We start from the raw sequence: 16294 nt of genomic DNA on the forward strand, positions 1-16294 counted from the left end.
TCAGCCCGCCACTGCCGCCTGCAGGTCGAAGACCGGCAGCAGCACCGCCAGCACGATCACCAGCACCAGCCCGCCCACCAACATCATCAGCACCGGCTCCAAGAGCGCCGCAAGGCGCTTGCGCTCGGTGGCCAGCCGGTGCTCGGCCAGGGTGGCGGCGCGGCCGGTCATCTGCGCCAGCTGCACCGAGACCTCGCCCGCGGCAATCAGCTGGCGCGCGGCCGGCGGCAGGAAGCTCAGCCGGGAAAGCGCCGCCGCCAGGCTTTCGCCCTGCCGCACCGCCGCGGCCACCGCCCGGCCCTCGGCCCGGAAGGCGGCGATGGTCAGCACCCCGGCGGCGCTTTCCGCCGCGCTCAGCACCGCATGGCGCGAGCCCAGCACCAGCGCCAGCGTGCGCATGTACTGCACCGCCTCCGCCAGCCGCGCCAGCCGCCCGGCCACCGGCAGCCGCAACAGCAGCCGGTCGCGCGCCGCCCGCAGCGCCGCCACCCGCGGCACCGCCGCCGCCAGCATCAGCGCCGCCAGGGCCAGCGCCGCCAGCAGCCAGCGGTTGGCCAGCACCGCGCCGGAGACCGCCATCACCGCCACCGTCAGCGGCGGCAGCGGGCGGCCGGTCAGCTCGAACATCGCCACGATCTCCGGCGCCACGCTGGTCATCAGGATGCCGCAGACCAAAATCGAGACCGCCGCCACAAAGGCCGGATAGACCAGCGCTGCCGCTACCTGCGCCTTGCCGGTGCCCTGCTCCTCCAGATGCGCGGCGAGGCCGGAAAACACCGGCGCCAGCTCGCCCGCCGCCTCGCCAGCCTTCAGCGACGCCAGGTAATAGGGCGGAAACCCCGCGCCTGCCTGTTCCAGCGCCGCCGACAGGCTGGCCCCGTCCAGGAGCGCCGCCCGCGCCGCCGCGGCGGCTGCATCCAGCGCCGGGTGGCCGCCGGCGCGCACCGCCTCCAGCGCCGCATCGGCCGGCAGCCCGGCCTCCAGCATCACCGCCATCTGGCGGGTGAACACCGCCTGCAGCTCGCTATTGAGCCGCCGCCCGCTGCGGCCCCAGCGGCCCGCCGCCCCGGTCCGCGCCTCCCCCAGCTCAGCGGCAAACAGCTCCTGCTGCGCCAGCTGGGCGGCGGCATCCGCCTCGGTCTCGGCCACCACGGTGCCAGTGCGCCGCCGCCCGCGGGCGGTATAGGCAACGTAGGAATAAGCCTTCATGAGGCATCCCCCGCCACCCGCAGCACCTCCTCCAGGCTGACGGTTCCGGCAGCGGCGGCGGCCAGGCCCTGGCCCGCCAGCCGCTCGGCCGGCGCCAGTGCCATGTCCGCAATCTGCGCCTCATCCGCGCCCGCCGCGATGGCGCTGCGCAGCTCCGCCGGGATGGCGGCGATCTCGTAGATCCCGAAGCGCCCGGCATGGCCGCTGCCGCCGCAGGCAGCGCAGCCCTGCGCCGCAAACAGCTGCGGCGGCGGCGCCAGCCCGTGGCGGGCAAACAGCGCCGCCTCCTCCGGCTCCGCCGGACGCGGGCTGCGGCAGTCCGCGCACAGCCTGCGCAGCAGCCGCTGCGCCAGCACCCCGCGCAGGGTGGCGGCAATCAGGTAATCCTCGACCCCGAGGTCGCGCAGCCGCACCACCGCCGCCGCGGCGCTGTTGGCATGCAGGGTGGAAAACACCAGATGCCCGGTCAGCGCCGCCTGCGCCGCGGTCGACGCGGTCTCGCCATCGCGGATCTCGCCGACCAGGATCACATCCGGGTCCTGGCGCAGCGCCGCCCTGAGGCCCGCGGCAAAGCTCATGCCGATGCTTGCGTTGATCTGGCTCTGCGAAATGCCCGGCAGGTCGTATTCCACCGGGTCCTCGACGGTGACGATGTTGCGCTCGGCCCGGTTGGCCAGCTGCAGCAGTGAATAAAGCGTGGTGGTCTTGCCCGCGCCGGTCGGCCCGGTGGCAAGGATGATGCCGTTGGGCAGCGCCGACAGCCGCGCCAGCTGCGCCTGCTGCGCCGCGCTCAGCCCCAGCGCCTCCAGCGGCATCAGCCCGGCGGAGCGGTCCAGGATCCGCAGAACGATGCGCTCGCCGTGGTGGCCCGGCAGCGAGCTCACCCTGGTGTCGATCTGCCGCCCGGCCAGCGACAGCGCAATGCGGCCGTCCTGCGGCAGCCGGGTCTCGGCAATGTCCAGCCCCGCCATCACCTTCAGCCGCGATACGATCCGGCGCACCGGCACGTCCGGCCGGTCCATCATCTGCTGCAGCATGCCGTCGATCCGCATCCTGACCCGCAGGCCGCCCTCATGCGGCTCCACATGCAGGTCCGAGGCGCCGCTCTGCACCGCCCGGCGCAACAGCTGGTTGACCAGCTGGATGACCGGCGCATCGCCAGGCTCGTCCAAGAGGTCGCGCTGGCGGCGGGCAAAGGCGGCTTCCTCCAGGTCGAAGCTGATCTCCGCCGCGGCCGCCTCCGCCGGGCCGCCCTGCTGATAGATCCGCGCCAGCGCCGCCTCGAAGCCGATCCGGTCCAGCATCTCCACCTCCGGCACCGCGCCCGCGCCCAGCCGCCGCTGCGCCTCGCGCAGGCCCAGCTGGGTCGCCTCCGGCCCCAGGATCAGCCGCGCCCCCTCCAGCGCCACCTGCTGGCCCCGGGCAAAGGCAAAAGGCAGCCGTCCGGCGGCCCGGCCGGGCTCAGTTGCCGCTGTTGAAGCGGAGCCGGCTGGGGAGCGGCGGGAAGTTTCGGCTTTGTGCAACGTCATCAATGAATCCGGCATCAAACGGCTGGTTCAGATCGGCGCCGTCAAACGGCAGCGCGCCGATCTGCGATTTCGGGAAGCCGCCGTCATCCAGCGGCGCGATCAGGGCGCTGGTGCTCTGCGCCTTGCGCGCCAGCGTCCTGGAGATCCGCTGCGCCTCGGCCTCCGAGGTGATCACCTGCGGCCGCAGCAGCACCAGCAGCACCCGCTGGTTGCCGGTGGCGTTCTTGCCGCGGAACAGCTTGCCCAGCACCGGCAGTTTCGACAGGCCGGGCACCCGCTGGTCCACCGCCCCGGCGCCGTTTTCCAACAGCCCGCCCAGCATGATCACCGAGCCGTCGCGCACCAGCACGGTGGTCGACAGCGACCGCCGCGCGGTGATCTCGCCGCCGGCCGAGGCGGTGTTGCTGGTCAGGTTGGAGACCTCCTGCTTGACCAGCATCCTGACGGTGCGGTCGGCATTGATCTGCGGCGTCACGTTGAGGGTGAGGCCGACATCCTGGCGCTCGATGGTCTGGAACGGGTTTTCCACCGCGCTGTTGCCGACGGTGGAGAAGCTGCCGGTGACAAAGGGCACGTTCTGCGCCACCACGATCTCGGCCTCCTGGTTGTTCAGGGTCAGGATCGAGGGGGTCGACAGCAGCCGGGTGGAGGTGACCGAGGTGATCGCGGTGATCAGCCCGGCGATGCCGTCGCCGTCCTCCAGCCGGGCGCCGCCGAGGGCGCCGCCATTGCCGATGTCGACGGCATTGCCGTTGCGGGCGGCGGAGATCAGGCTGATCAGGCTGGTGCGCCCGGGCAGCGCAAACTGCACCCCGCCGACCAGCGCATCGTTCAGCACCGCGCCGAATTGCACCGACAGGTCCGACAGCCCCTGCACCGACATCTCGAAGATCACCGCCTCCACCAGCACCTGGGTCGGGCGGCGGTCCAGATGGCGCACCATCTGCAGGATGTCGTCGATCCGCTCCTGCGGCGCCGACACCAGGAGCGTGTTGGTCTGCGGCTCCGGCACGATGCGCACCGGCGCCCGCACGGCGCTGCCGCCGTCATCGTTCAGCGCCCGCATCACCACGTCGGCAAGCGCCGCCGCATCGGCGTAGTTCAGCCCGATGCTGCGCGACACCACGGTGTTGCGCTGGGTGTCCAGCTCCTCCGCCAGCACCCGCACCCGGTGGCGCAGCGCCTCGGGGCCGGAGACCACCAGCGCATTGGAGCGCCGGTCGACGCTGACCGCGGCGCCCTCGGGCAGGATCTGCATCGCCTGCACCACCTGCATCACATCCGCCGCCGCCGCCGTGCGCAGCCGGATGATCTCCACCGGGTCGGGGCGCTGCGGCTGGTCCAGCTTCTCGATCAGACGGGTGATGCGCGCCAGGTTGGCGCTGCGGTCGGACAGGATCAGCCGGTTCGAATCCGGCAGCGCGGTGATCACCGCCTCGGCCGGCAGCAGCGGGCGCACCACCTCGACCACCTCCTGCAGCGGGATGTCGCGGACCCGGATCACCCGGGTTTCAAACCCCGCCGCCTGGCCCGCCGCGGCGCCGGAGGACAGCTCCCGCGCCGAGGACATCGGCACGATGCGGCTGGCGCCGGCGCTCTCGACGATGGTCAGCCGGTTCAGCTCCAGCACCGACAGGAACACCTCGTAAAGGCTCTCCGGCGGCAGCTCCTCGGGCGCCAGCACCGTCACCGTGCCGCGCACCGCCGGGTCCAGCACGAAGCTGCGGCCGGTGGCCTCGGAGACGATCTCGGCAAAGCTGCGCAGATCCGCATCGCGCAGGTCCAGCGCCACCTGCGCCCGCAGCGGTGCTGCCGCCTGGATCAGCAGCAGCGCCGCCAGCCCGGCGGCGCAGATCCAGCCCCGCGCCGTTTCCCGGAGCCACCCCCCCGGGCCGGCCGCCGCCGGTTCTGTTGCTGCGGGATATGCCATGATCTGCTCTCTGTTCCCCGCGGCGGGCCCTCGCGTCCCGCCGTCCTGTTTCTTTGCAGCAGCATATAAAGCGAACCGCTGCCGGAACACAGGGGATTTTCCGCCCCCGGGCGCGTTTCCCGCCGGTGGTGCGGCGCCGCGCCAACACCGCCTGCGGCTGAAGCGGCGGCTACTTCAGCAGCCGCTCGAGATAGGCGCCATAGGCGTTCTTGGCAAACTGCCCGGCCCGCGCCTGCAGCTGGGCCGCCGTGATCCAGCCCCGCCCGTAGGCGATTTCCTCCGGGCAGCCGGCCTGCAGGCCCTGCCGCTCCTGCAGGGTGCGCACGAAATTGCCCGCATCCAGCAGCGAGCCGTGGGTGCCGGTATCAAGCCAGGCATAGCCCCGCCCCATGGTCTCGACCCGCAAGCCCCCTTCATTCAGGTAGCTTTGCAGCAGATCGGTGATTTCCAGCTCGCCGCGGGCGGAGGGCTGCACCCGGCGGGCCCGCTGCGGCGCGCTGCCGTCGAGGAAATAGAGCCCGGTCACCGCATAGTTCGACGGCGGCACCGGCGGCTTCTCGATGATCTGGCGGGCGGTGCCGTCCGCGCCGAAGGCCACCACGCCATAGCGTTCCGGATCGGCGACGTGATAGCCGAAGACGGTGCCGCCGGATCCTTGCGCGTCTGCCGCGGCCAGCAGTTCCGGCAGCCCGTGGCCAAAGAAGATGTTGTCGCCCAAGACCAGCGCCGACGGCGCCCCCGCCAGGAACTCCTCGGCCAGGATGAAGGCCTGCGCCAGCCCGTCGGGAGAGGGCTGCACCACGTAGGTGAGCGAAATCCCCCACTGGCTGCCGTCGCCGAGGGTCCGGGTGAACTGCTCCTGGTCCTGCGGCGTGGTAATGACGCAGATCTCGCGGATGCCCGCCAGCATCAGGACGGACAGCGGGTAGTAGATCATCGGCTTGTCATAGAGCGGCAGCAGCTGTTTCGACACCGCCATGGTGATCGGATAGAGCCTTGTGCCGGAGCCGCCTGCCAGGATGATGCCCTTTCTGCCGGATGCGGTCCCGGCGCCGGGCGTGCCGTCAGTCATGCCAATTCTCCCAAGTCCTTCAGAATATCCATGAGCCCCGCCCGCCAGTCCGGCTGCGAGAGGCCGAAAACAGTCTCTAATGCGGTGCAATCGAGGCGCGAATTCAAGGGCCGCGCTGCCGGTGCGGGGTAAGCGGAGGCCGGAATATCCTCCACCGCGCAGGCCATGCCGGCCCCGGCAAAGATCTCCCGCGCGAACCCAGCCCAGCTGGTTTCGGGCGCCCCTGCAAAATGATAGGTGCCGGATTTGGCCGGATCTTCGCCCAGCTGCCGCGCCACCGAAAGGCAGGCCGCGGCCAGGTCCCGCGCCGGGGTCGGGGCACCAATCTGGTCCGCCACGATGGTCAGGCGCCCGCGCTCCTTGCCGAGACGCAGCATGGTTTTCACGAAGTTGTTCCCGTGGCTCGAGACCACCCAGGAGCTGCGCAGGATGGCATAGGCGCCGCCCGCCGCGCGCACCGCGGCTTCGCCCGCCAGCTTGGAGCGGCCATAGGCATTCAAGGGGCCGGTGGCATCCCCCGGCCGCCAGGGGGCATCACCGCTGCCGTCAAAGACGTAATCGGTGGAGACGGTGACAAAGGGGATGCCCAATTCCGCGCAGGCCGCCGCCATCGCGCCGGGGGCTTCGCCGTTGATCACGGTTGCCAGCGCCTCTTCCTCCTCGGCCTTGTCCACCGCGGTATAGGCGGCGGCATTGATCACGGCGGCAGGCGCATGGGCGCGGATGGCGGCCGCGCACCCCGCCGGATCCGACAGATCCGCCTGATCGCGGCCCAGGCAGGCGGCACCGCCCTGCGCCGCCAGTTCGCGGGCCAGCTGGCCGGTCTTGCCGAACACTAGGATCATATGCACCTCCCCGTGCGCCACAGATACAAGGCTAGCGCCCAGACGCCCAACTCCAGCAAAAAGGTCCAGTGCAGCAGGAAGGACAGCACCCAATGCGCCTGAGCGGCCGGCACTTCCACCAGCGTATAAAGCCCGCTGTCAAAAGGCGCCGCCCACAGGATGCCGCCGCCGATGGTATCCAGGACCATGTGCAGGAACAGCGCGGCAAAGAACATCAGCGCCGGAGCCAGCAAGGCGCGGGCAAGAAAGGCCAGAACCGGCAGAGTTAGAGCCGCAACGGCCGCCCAGAAGGCGGGCACATGCACCCAGTAGCGATGATGATGGATGCTGCCATCGTCAATGAAGTGAAACCACAGCATATCGAAATCCGGCAGCACCGCGCCCAGAAGGGCGGCGGGCATCAGGAACCGGTGCCCCTCAGGCGCCAGCCGCGCCAGCACATAGCCCGAGGGCAGATGCGCGGTCAGCATGAGAGATCCCAATTGAGGAAGGGTCCGCCCGGGGCGCTTGCGGCCCGGGCCGCGCCGTCCCGCCCCCCTGGGGCGGCGCGTTTGCGCCGTCCCGCGGGGAGGCGCGGCCCTTCTGCCGCTCGCGATATCACGTCCCCGTCCCCAGCCGCCGGCCGACGCCGTCGCGGTCCTGCAGCGCCCGCCACCAGGCCTCGTTGTCCAGATACCACTGCACCGTGCGCTCCAGCCCTTCCTCCACTGTCACCGAAGGCCGCCAGCCCAGCTCCTGCCGGATGCGGCTCGGGTCGATGGCATAGCGCGCGTCATGGCCCGGGCGGTCACTCACAAAGGTGATCTGGTCTTTGTAAGACCTCCCATCCTTGCGCGGCCGTTTTTCATCCAGGATGGCACAGAGCGTGTTGACCAGCTCCAGGTTCGACCGCTCGTTCTCGCCGCCGATATTGTAGCTGCGCCCCAGCGCGCCCTGCTGCACCACCAGCAAGAGCGCATCGGCGTGGTCCTCGACATAGAGCCAGTCGCGCACGTTGGAGCCGTCGCCGTAAACCGGCAGCTCCTTGCCCGCCAAGGCATTCAGGATCACCACCGGGATGAGCTTTTCCGGGAAATGGTACGGCCCGTAGTTGTTGGAGCAGTTGCTCAGCACCACCGGCAGCCCGTAGGTCTCGTGCCAGGCCCTGACCAGATGGTCGCTGGCGGCTTTGCTCGCGGAATAGGGCGAGCGCGGATCGTAAGGCGTTGCTTCGGTGAACTGCACCGACGGGTCGGCGGGCAGGCTGCCGTAGACCTCGTCGGTGGAGATATGGTGGAAGCGGAACGCCTCCGGCCTGCCCGCCTGGGTCCAGTATTTGCGGGCCGCCTCCAGCATGTTGAAGGTGCCGGTGATATTGGTTTCGATGAAATCGCCGGGCCCGTCGATCGAGCGGTCGACATGGCTTTCTGCCGCCAGATGCATCACCGCATCGGGCTGGTGGCGGTCAAAAACAGTGTCTAATGCGGCGCGGTCGCGGATGTCGGCCTGCTCAAAGGCATAGGCCGGGCTTTTCGCCACAGCGGCCACATTGTCCAAGCAGGCGGCATAGGTGAGCGCATCGAGGTTCACCACCTGATGGCCGCGGGCAATCGCCAGCCGCACCACCGCGGAGCCAATGAAACCGGCGCCGCCGGTGACCAGGAGCTTCATGCCGCACCCTCCCACCCAAACGGGCTGTTGAACTCCGCAAACGCGGGCGCCGCGGCATCCTTTTCCGACAGCACCGGGGTGCCCTCAAACCCCCAGTTGATGCCGCAGCTGTCCCAGGCCACCGCGCCGTCGCAGTCCGGCGCGTAGTAATCGGTGCATTTGTAGATCACCTCGGTTTCAGGAACCCGGGTGAGAAAGCCGTGCAGAAATCCCTTGGGCACCAGCACCTGCCTGCCGTTTTCCGCCGTCAGCTCGATCCCGAACCATTTTCCATAGCCGGGCGAGCCCCTGCGGATGTCCACCGCCACGTCGAACAGCGCCCCCCGGCCGCAGCGCACCAGCTTGTCCTGGGCATGGGGCGGCGCCTGGAAATGCAAGCCCCGCAGGGTGCCCGCCGCCGCTGACAGCGAATGGTTGTCCTGCACGAAATCCAGATCGATCCCCGCCTCCTGCATCCGCCGCTTGTTCCAGCTTTCGCTGAAAAACCCGCGCGCATCGCCAAAGCGGGGCGGCGTCAGCACCTTCAGCCCCGGCAATCCGGTTTCCTCAACCTGCATTCTATCCGCCCCGGTTCCTGGGTTTCTGTCTCTTCTGACCGTTGTAGCTGCTGCGCGCGCCCGGCGCCAGCGCCGGGCGCGCGCAGCGCTGCAACAGCGGCCCGGCAATGGCACCGCCCCGGCTTGCATCCCCGCCGCTGCCCCGGCAAGCATGGTTTCATGAAAATCTTGTTTGTGCATCAGAACATGCCTGGCCAGTACCGCGAGCTTGCGCCTTGGCTGGCGGCGCAAGGCGGCCATGAGATCGTCTTTCTGACCCAGCGCAAGGGCGTGCAGCTGAAGGGCATCAGATCGGTTGTCTACAAGCCCTTCCACACGCCTGCCAAGGATGCCTTCGGCCTCTCCAAGGACTGGGAGGCAGCGGCCGGCACCGGCCTCGGCGCGGCGCTGGCGGCGCGGCAGCTGAAGGCGCAGGGCTTCACCCCCGACATCATCATCGGCCACACCGGCTGGGGCGAATTGCTGTTCATGAAAGACCCCTACCCGGATGTGCCGGTGATCGGCTTCTTCGAGTATTTCTACCGCACCTCCGGCGGGCTGGTCGGCTTCGACCCGGAAAACCCGCCCAACGACCAGGCCTATTTCTTTGCCGAGGCGCGCAACACCGTGCCTTATGCCAGCATCGAGCAGGTCGACCTGGGCCATGTGCCCACTGCCTGGCAGCGCGACCGGTTTCCGGCCAGCTTCCACGACCGCATGTATCTCTGCCATGACGGCATCCGCACCGACAAGCTGGGCCCTGATCCCGCCGCCTCGGTCGCGCTCGGGCGGCTGGAGCAACCGCTCACCCGCGACGACGAGGTGGTCACCTATATTGCCCGCAACATGGAGCGCGCCCGCGGCTTCCACATCATGATGCGCGCACTGCCGCGGATTCAGGCGCAGCGCCCCAATGCGCGCGTCCTGATGATCGGCGGCAGCGAGACCTCCTATGGCGCCGAAAGCAAGCACCCCGGCGGTTTGCGCGGCGAGATGGAGGATGAGCTGGGCAAGAGCGTCGACTGGAGCCGGGTGCATTTCCTCGGCAAGGTTCCCTATGACGACCTCTGCCGGATCATCCAGATCAGCCGCTGCCACATCTATCTGACCATGCCCTTCGTGCTCAGCTGGTCGCTGTTGGAGACGATGGCGATGCAGGCGACGGTGGTGGCGGCCGATGTGGCGCCGGTGCGCGAGGCGGTCAGCCATGGCGAGACCGGGCTGCTGGTGGATTTCTTTTCCCCTGAGAAACTGGCCGATCAGGTCGCGGACGTGCTGGCCAATCCCGAGGACTACGCCCATATCGGCCCCAATGCCCGCGCCCATGTGGTGGAAAAATACGATTTCCTGACCCGCTGCCTGCCGGAGCATATCGCACAAATCAATGCGCTCGTGCCGGAGGCCCGGAAAATCAGGATCTAGCCGGAGGCGCGGAGGACAAAGCTGTAGCCGGAGGCGCGGGAAACCAGGCTCTGATACGGCCATTTCCGCCGGTTCCGCCTCAAGGCCGGTGCAGCCGCCGCGCAGCGGCGCCTTCGGGCTGTGCCCATTCACAAGCGGAGCGCTTTCCCGGAACATTTCCGGGAAGCTTGCTCACCCAAAACACTTTTGCCTGGCGCCGCGTGCGGCATACCGGCCGGATGCGGCGGGCCCCGGCCCCGCCCGCATCCGGCAAGCGGCGCCTCCAGCCCTCAAGGCCGGGACGCCTGCCCTTGTGCCTGCCTGCCGCGGCCCGCGGTCAGTGGCGGTGCGCCTGCGGCGGCAGCTGCTCGGAAGCCCAAAGCGCCGCCTGGGTGCGGTTCTTGGCGCCGATCTTGCGGAAGCAGGTGCGCAGATGCACCTTCACCGTGGCTTCGCAGATGCCCAGTTCATTGGCGATGCTCTTGTTGGTGGCGCCTTCGGTGAGCTTGGCCAGGATCAGCTGCTCGCGCTCCGACAGCCCGTGCCGCTGGCCCTGGCGGGCAGGCCCAGGCGCCTCCGCAGCCTGCGGCAGTTCCCCGTTCGCGGCCTCCGCCGCGGCCGCGTCCGCCGCCGCCGCACCGGACAGCACGATGCGGTAGCCGTCCTTCACCACCTGCAGCGCGGCAATCAGCGCGCCGGCGGATTTGCGCTCCGGGATCACCGCCTCGGCATAATGGCTGAGCCGCGTCTGGGCGGCGGCGGGGCAGCCGTCGCCGGTGATCAGGATCAGCTGCACCGCGCCGTTGCGGGCGCGGAACGCCTGCAGCTCCTGCAGCAGCCCGTCGCCGGTATCATGGCTGTAGAACAGGATCATATCCCGCGGCGGCAGCTGCGGCAGTTCCGCCAGGCTGCTGCAGCAGCGCCCGGTCTCATAGTCATTTGCTTCACAGATGGTCAGAAACATGTCCCTGAGAAGCCTGCTTTCCCCCACAATGTGAACAGGCATCAAAAACTCCTTTACTCGTAACATTCCGGATCTGCATCCGGCCGTCCCCCTGGAGCGCGCTGTTATGGCCGCCCACCCCCGCAGGCTGCCTGTCTGGCAATGCGCCGCCGCACCCCGGAACACACTTCACCTGCCTGCCGCCGCCTGGGCCCCGGCGGCGCCCGGGCGCTGCCGTTTCCGGATCGTGATAAATACAGAACACGCCCGCGAAAAAACGTCCCGGGCCAGGCCGCGCATGCAAGCAGGAAACACTTCTGATGCGCATTGCTGTGGATAAACCGTAGCGAATCTATCCTTTATTGTTAAGGAACTTCCCCGCCCGGAGCAGCGCTTTTTGGCAGGCCGCGCCGCCCGCCGGCCCCGGTTCCTGCCTTATCCGGCTGTTTTTTCACGCAAACCGGCCAGGGCGCCTTACTCCCTTGGCATTGTCGCCATTGGGGAAACGGATCGTTTCCATATTGAAATTTACAATTTTAAGACAACGCAATTCACTCAGAGAACAACTTAAAGCTTCGCCGATTCGCCGCTCCTGCTCCGTGCAGCTACCCCCATGGTGGTATTTTGAGCCTCTGCCCCGGCCCCGCCCGGCTGCGCTCCGGCCTTTGGCGTACCCCCTCTGCCCGGTTTGACGCGACGGCCATCGTGCTACCCTCAAGACATTCATTATGTCATGCCGGGGGGCAACATGGGTATGTTGGGTGCGTCCGTTTCGCAAACGGGCAAGTTATTGTTTTCTAAGTCTCTGCAAAGGCAAATCTCTTCTCTGACGCAATTGGCCCTGGTGCAGCCGGGACACCGCAAAGCCCCGGTGCTGACCAGCGCGCCACCCTTGGGGTCTGCCTGCTCCGCCGCGGCGGCGGCGGCGCTGCGGCGGCAGCTGCAGCCCGGCGCCGCCAAGACGCTGCGCCCGCGCCGCGCCGGGGGAAAGGCGGCGCTGGCGCTGGCGGCCCGGCTGCCGGGCCAGCTGGCTGCGGAACTGGCCGCGGGCCGCGGCTGGGCGCTGTTTTCCTGCGGCTTCGAGGACGGCAGCGAGGACCTGATCGCGCTCAAGCTCGACGGCGGCCCGCATGACGCCCATTGCCGCGACATCCTGCAGGCGATCTGGCCGGTGCTGCGCGAGGACAGCCTGCGCGAGCTGGCGGGCGAGACCCAGGCGGCGGTGACCAGCGCGCTGTTGTGGACCATTTCCGAAAAGACCGACAGCGCGGTGCTGGTGCTCGACGCCGAAGGCACCCTGCTGCATTGCAATGAATCGGGCCGCGACATGCTCGATGGCGGCGATCTGCTCAGCGGCCGCGGCGGCCGTCTCAGCTGCGCCCGCCCGGGCGACACCGCGGGCTTCTATGCCGCGGTGGCCGAATGCGCCCGCTCGCGCCGCGGCAGCAGCCGCGGCCCGCGCGAGCTGATCCTGTTCCTGGAGGACCGCAAGAGCGGCATGCGGCTGCCGGTGTCGCTGACCCGCTACCGCTGCGCCGGCGCCGGCCAGCCGCTGGTGGTGGCGATCCTGCCGCGCCAGCCCGGCCGCCGCCGCATCGAGATGCTGGCCCAGAAGATGGGGCTGTCGCCGGCCGAAGCGCGGGTGGCGGCGCTCATTCAGCTGGGGCTGACCAACCGTGAGGCGGCGCATATCGCCGGCCTCAAGGAGCAGACCTTCAATACCTATGCCAAGCGGGTGCTGGCCAAGCTGCAGGCCGGCGGTCGCGCCGAGATGGCGCAGCGGCTGACCTGGCAGGCCTCGCTGGGGAGAGCGTCATGAACAAGCTGACGCTTGATGCGCCGGTGCAGGGCCCGCCCGCCCCGGCCGGCAGCCCGCAGCCGGCCCAGGCCGCGCAGACCGCCCAGGCCAGGCCGGAGCGCCCCGCGCCGCAGCCGGACGCCGAAAAGGCGGCCGCCGGAGAGCCCGCCGCGCAGGCCGCACACCCCGCGCAGGCGCCGGACCAGCCGGTGCAGCCGCCGCGGCTGAGCGCCGCGGTGCTGGCGCAGATTGCCGCCGCGCTGCGCCAGGGCGTCCCGGACGGCGCGCCGCTGGCGGCGCAGGCCGACCTGGTGGCGCTGCACAAGCGCATCGCCGAGATGTTCACCACCCTCAACGAGGGGCTGGGCGCGCAAGCCGCGCAGAAGGCTGCTGCCGACCGCGCCGCGCTGACCGCCCGCATCGACCAGCTGGAAGAAGCGGTGAACCGGATGGAGGGGGCGCTCAGGATCGAATTGGAACCGGTGCTGAAAGCCGCCCTGGCCGAGACGCTGGCCGAAGCGGCGCCAAAGCCGCGGCGGCGCTGGCGCGGACCGCTGGCGGCGCTGGCGCTGGCCGCCGCCGCAGCGGCGGCCGGAATGTACTGGCACGCCCCGCTGCAGGCGGGCGTGCAGGCCGCGGCCGCAGCGCTTGCCGGCCTGGCCGGCGGGCCGCCGCCCGCGCCTTAAGACCGCATTTTGTCCCCATTTGGGGGCATCGGCCGCGGCGCGGATGCGCTGCAATACCGCCTAGAAGGCACCACGACGCCTTTTTTGCGCCAGCCCGCCCCGGGGGTGTTTCCCGGGCAGCGGCCCTGGCAGGGGCACGGACCCGGGCAGCTGCCCGCTGCCCAGCCCCGTACCGTTAACGAGGAGGAAATTCACCATGGGTATCCAAGACCAGCACCCGGACTGGGAAGTCTGCAATCCGGAATGCGACATCCGCTTCAGCGATGACAAGCACGACCCGGACTACAACGACGGCACCACCGAGCGCGGCGGCACCGACGGCAATGTGATCGACCTGAACGACCACGACGCCGGCGACAATGCCAAAGCCGGGGCCGGCGATGACGCCATCTACGGCAACGAGCGCAACAACCGGCTCGATGGCGAAGCCGGCCAGGATTACATCGAGGGCCAGGACGGCGACGACCTGATCGAAGGCGGCACCGGCAACGACTACCTGTTCGGCGGCAATGCCGACGGCAAGGGCCATTATGAAACCGTGATCACCGGCTACGAGACCCGGGTCGACCCGGAAACCTGGAAAGAGTACCAGGTGCCGATCTACGGCAAAGTCTATATCGATGACGGCGACGACTGGATCGACGGCGAGGAAGGCTGCGACTACATCGACGGCGAGACCGGCAATGACACGCTGCTGGGCGGCGAGGAAAGCGACACCGTGTTCGGCGGCAAGGGCGACGACCACATCTTCGGCGACGATGCCGACGGCGACTACAGCTATGCAGACGGCGACCGCGGCGACTACCTCTACGGCGAGGACGGCAACGACTGCATGGACGGCGAAGGCGGCGACGACTGGATGTGGGGCGACGACGGCCAGAACGACCTGAACGGCCGTTACGACAGTGACCACTCCAACAACAACGACACCATGTACGGCCGCGACGGCAATGACCGCATGCACGGCCAGCAGGGCAACGACCGCATGGCCGGCGGCCTCGGCGACGACCTGGTGATCGGCGGCATCGGCGACGACGAGATGTTCGGCGATGAACGCCAGTCGCAGAATGACGACCTCGACTTCGGCGCCGACAGCCCCACCGGCAACAAGACCGACGACGATGACGGCGACGACTGCATGCTGGGCGGCGACGGCAACGACACCATGGACGGCCAGGGCGGCAACGACACCATGTTCGGCGAAGCCGATGACGACCTGATGCAGGGCGGCCGCGGCGACGACCTGATGGACGGCGGCTCCGGCCGCGACGATGTCAATGGCGGCGCCGGCCACGACACCATGCGCGGCGGCTCCAACAACGACGTGCTGGAAGGCGGCGCCCAGGGCGACCTGATCTTCGGCGACCATGGCACCAACCTCGGCGCCGACGTCAAGGGCTACTACATCGACTGGAGCTGCTGCGACGACGACGAGCCCCGGGAAGAGGTGCAGGCCCATGCCCAGATGGAAGACGGGCTGAAAGAGGTCGACTGCCCGGACTGCTACACCCCGATCGACGAAGGCCCGGACGGCAATGACCGCATCCGCGGCGGCTCCGGCGACGACACCATGTTCGGCGAAGGCGGCAATGACGTGATCGTCGGCGGCCGCGGCGACGACCTCGGCTTCGGCGGCGACGGCAATGACAAGCTGATGGGCGGCAAGGGCGGCGACAAGCTGCACGGCAATGACGGCGACGACTGGGTGCTCGGCAATGCCGGCCACGACCGCCTCTATGGCGATGCCGGCAATGACACCATCAAGGGCGGCGCCGACAGCGACAAGGCCTTCGGCGGCACGGGCGACGACGTCGTCAAGGGCAACTCCGGCGATGACTTCCTCTATGGCGAGGACGGCAACGACAAGGTCTATGGCGGCTCCGGCAATGACGTGGCCTCCGGCGGCAACGGCCACGACACCGTCAAGGGCGGCGCCGGCGACGATCTGCTGGACGGCAATGACGGCGCGGACCATGTCTACGGCGGTTACGGCGACGACGTGCTGAAAGGCGGCGCCGGCAACGACCACCTCAATGGCGGCCCGGGCAACGACTGCCTCTACGGCGAAAGCGGCAACGACGAGCTGAACGGCGGCAAGGGGTCGGACTTCCTGGATGGCGGCACCGGCAACGACTGGCTGCATGGCGGTGTAGGCGACTACAACGACTTCCTGAAGGGCGGCGAAGGCGATGACAACCTGACCGGCGGCGACGGCAAGGATGTCTTCATCATCGACCTGACCTGGGATGGCGCCACCTTTGCCTCCACCGACGGCACGGACACCATCACCGACTTCGACATCGACCAGGACCACGACGTGCTGCTGTTCCGTGTCACCAATGTCGGCGCAGGCCTCGGCACCTCGGCGCAGGATGCCTTTGCGGCGCTGGACGGCGGCGGTGCAACGGTGACCGACAATGGCACCGACACCAGCATCTCGGCGGGCGGCGCCACGGTGAACATCCTCGGCCTGACCGGCCGCGAGGCACCGTTCACCTCGCTGGGCCAGGACGCCATCCCGATCGGCGGCGTCGGCATCAACGCCGTGACCACCGGCGATGCGGGCTCTTACGAGGCGATCCGCGTGCTGGCATCCGATGACGGCTTCGATGACAGCTACGACAACATCTGGGGTCACACTGTCTGAGCCATAGGAACGGCGGGCCCGGGGGCAACCCCGGGCCCGTCCAGCCCT

General features: G+C 69.1%; 13 protein-coding genes. 4 read left to right on the forward strand and 9 right to left on the reverse strand.

Annotated elements, in window-relative coordinates:
- The 8 genes from KUW17_RS19980 to rfbC all read right to left on the reverse strand — a co-directional run bounded on the left by KUW17_RS19980 (position 1) and on the right by rfbC (position 8792).
- A complete protein-coding gene (locus KUW17_RS19980; RefSeq protein WP_222482070.1) occupies positions 1–1209 on the reverse strand; it encodes a type II secretion system F family protein in 1209 nt (402 codons plus the stop codon).
- Positions 1206–2738: a GspE/PulE family protein gene (locus KUW17_RS19985; RefSeq protein ID WP_222482071.1), complete on the reverse strand. Its 1533-nt coding sequence runs from the start codon at positions 2736–2738 to the stop codon at positions 1206–1208. The genes KUW17_RS19980 and KUW17_RS19985 overlap by 4 nt, the downstream gene beginning before the upstream one ends.
- Positions 2671–4668 (reverse strand): secretin N-terminal domain-containing protein, encoded by a 1998-nt coding sequence (locus KUW17_RS19990; RefSeq protein WP_222482072.1) that lies wholly within the window; start codon positions 4666–4668, stop codon positions 2671–2673. The genes KUW17_RS19985 and KUW17_RS19990 overlap by 68 nt, the downstream gene beginning before the upstream one ends.
- Before the next feature lie 169 nt (positions 4669–4837).
- Positions 4838–5740, reverse strand: a complete 903-nt coding sequence (rfbA, locus tag KUW17_RS19995) for a glucose-1-phosphate thymidylyltransferase RfbA (RefSeq protein WP_222482073.1) — start codon at positions 5738–5740, stop codon at positions 4838–4840.
- Positions 5737–6585, reverse strand: coding sequence for a dTDP-4-dehydrorhamnose reductase (rfbD, locus tag KUW17_RS20000; RefSeq protein WP_222482074.1), 849 nt, complete (start codon positions 6583–6585; stop codon positions 5737–5739). Before rfbD ends, rfbA begins: the two co-directional genes overlap by 4 nt.
- Positions 6582–7055, reverse strand: coding sequence for a metal-dependent hydrolase (locus KUW17_RS20005; protein WP_222482075.1), 474 nt, complete (start codon positions 7053–7055; stop codon positions 6582–6584). Before KUW17_RS20005 ends, rfbD begins: the two co-directional genes overlap by 4 nt.
- Before the next feature lie 127 nt (positions 7056–7182).
- Positions 7183–8235 carry a dTDP-glucose 4,6-dehydratase gene (gene rfbB, locus KUW17_RS20010; protein WP_222482076.1) on the reverse strand — a complete coding sequence of 351 codons (1053 nt, stop codon included), beginning with the start codon at positions 8233–8235 and terminating at the stop codon, positions 7183–7185.
- Positions 8232–8792 carry a dTDP-4-dehydrorhamnose 3,5-epimerase gene (gene rfbC, locus KUW17_RS20015; protein ID WP_222482077.1) on the reverse strand — a complete coding sequence of 187 codons (561 nt, stop codon included), beginning with the start codon at positions 8790–8792 and terminating at the stop codon, positions 8232–8234. Before rfbC ends, rfbB begins: the two co-directional genes overlap by 4 nt.
- Before the next feature lie 159 nt (positions 8793–8951).
- On the opposite strand from rfbC, the gene KUW17_RS20020 reads away from it, so the two are divergent.
- On the forward strand, positions 8952–10193 hold the full coding sequence (locus tag KUW17_RS20020; protein ID WP_222482078.1) for a glycosyltransferase family 4 protein: 1242 nt from the start codon (positions 8952–8954) through the stop codon (positions 10191–10193).
- Between the two features lie 316 nt (positions 10194–10509).
- Here KUW17_RS20020 and KUW17_RS20025 read toward each other — a convergent pair whose 3' ends face one another.
- Entirely contained in the window at positions 10510–11136 is a 627-nt protein-coding gene (locus KUW17_RS20025) for a helix-turn-helix domain-containing protein (RefSeq protein WP_222482079.1), read from the reverse strand.
- Positions 11137–11986: 850 nt separating this feature from the next.
- Between KUW17_RS20025 and KUW17_RS20030 the strand changes: the two genes are divergently transcribed.
- The 3 genes from KUW17_RS20030 (at position 11987) to KUW17_RS20040 (ending at position 16246) form a co-directional block, all read left to right on the forward strand.
- The gene (locus KUW17_RS20030; protein WP_315899412.1) at positions 11987–12934 is read left to right on the forward strand and encodes a helix-turn-helix transcriptional regulator; all 948 of its coding nucleotides are present in this window, start codon (positions 11987–11989) and stop codon (positions 12932–12934) included.
- Positions 12931–13599 (forward strand): hypothetical protein, encoded by a 669-nt coding sequence (locus tag KUW17_RS20035; protein ID WP_222482081.1) that lies wholly within the window; start codon positions 12931–12933, stop codon positions 13597–13599. The genes KUW17_RS20030 and KUW17_RS20035 overlap by 4 nt, the downstream gene beginning before the upstream one ends.
- Positions 13600–13795: 196 nt before the next feature.
- A complete protein-coding gene (locus KUW17_RS20040; protein WP_222482082.1) occupies positions 13796–16246 on the forward strand; it encodes a calcium-binding protein in 2451 nt (816 codons plus the stop codon).
- Positions 16247–16294 lie beyond the last annotated feature (48 nt).

Source organism: Leisingera aquaemixtae, assembly GCF_019801145.1.
Classification (GTDB): Bacteria; Pseudomonadota; Alphaproteobacteria; order Rhodobacterales; family Rhodobacteraceae; genus Leisingera; species Leisingera aquaemixtae_A.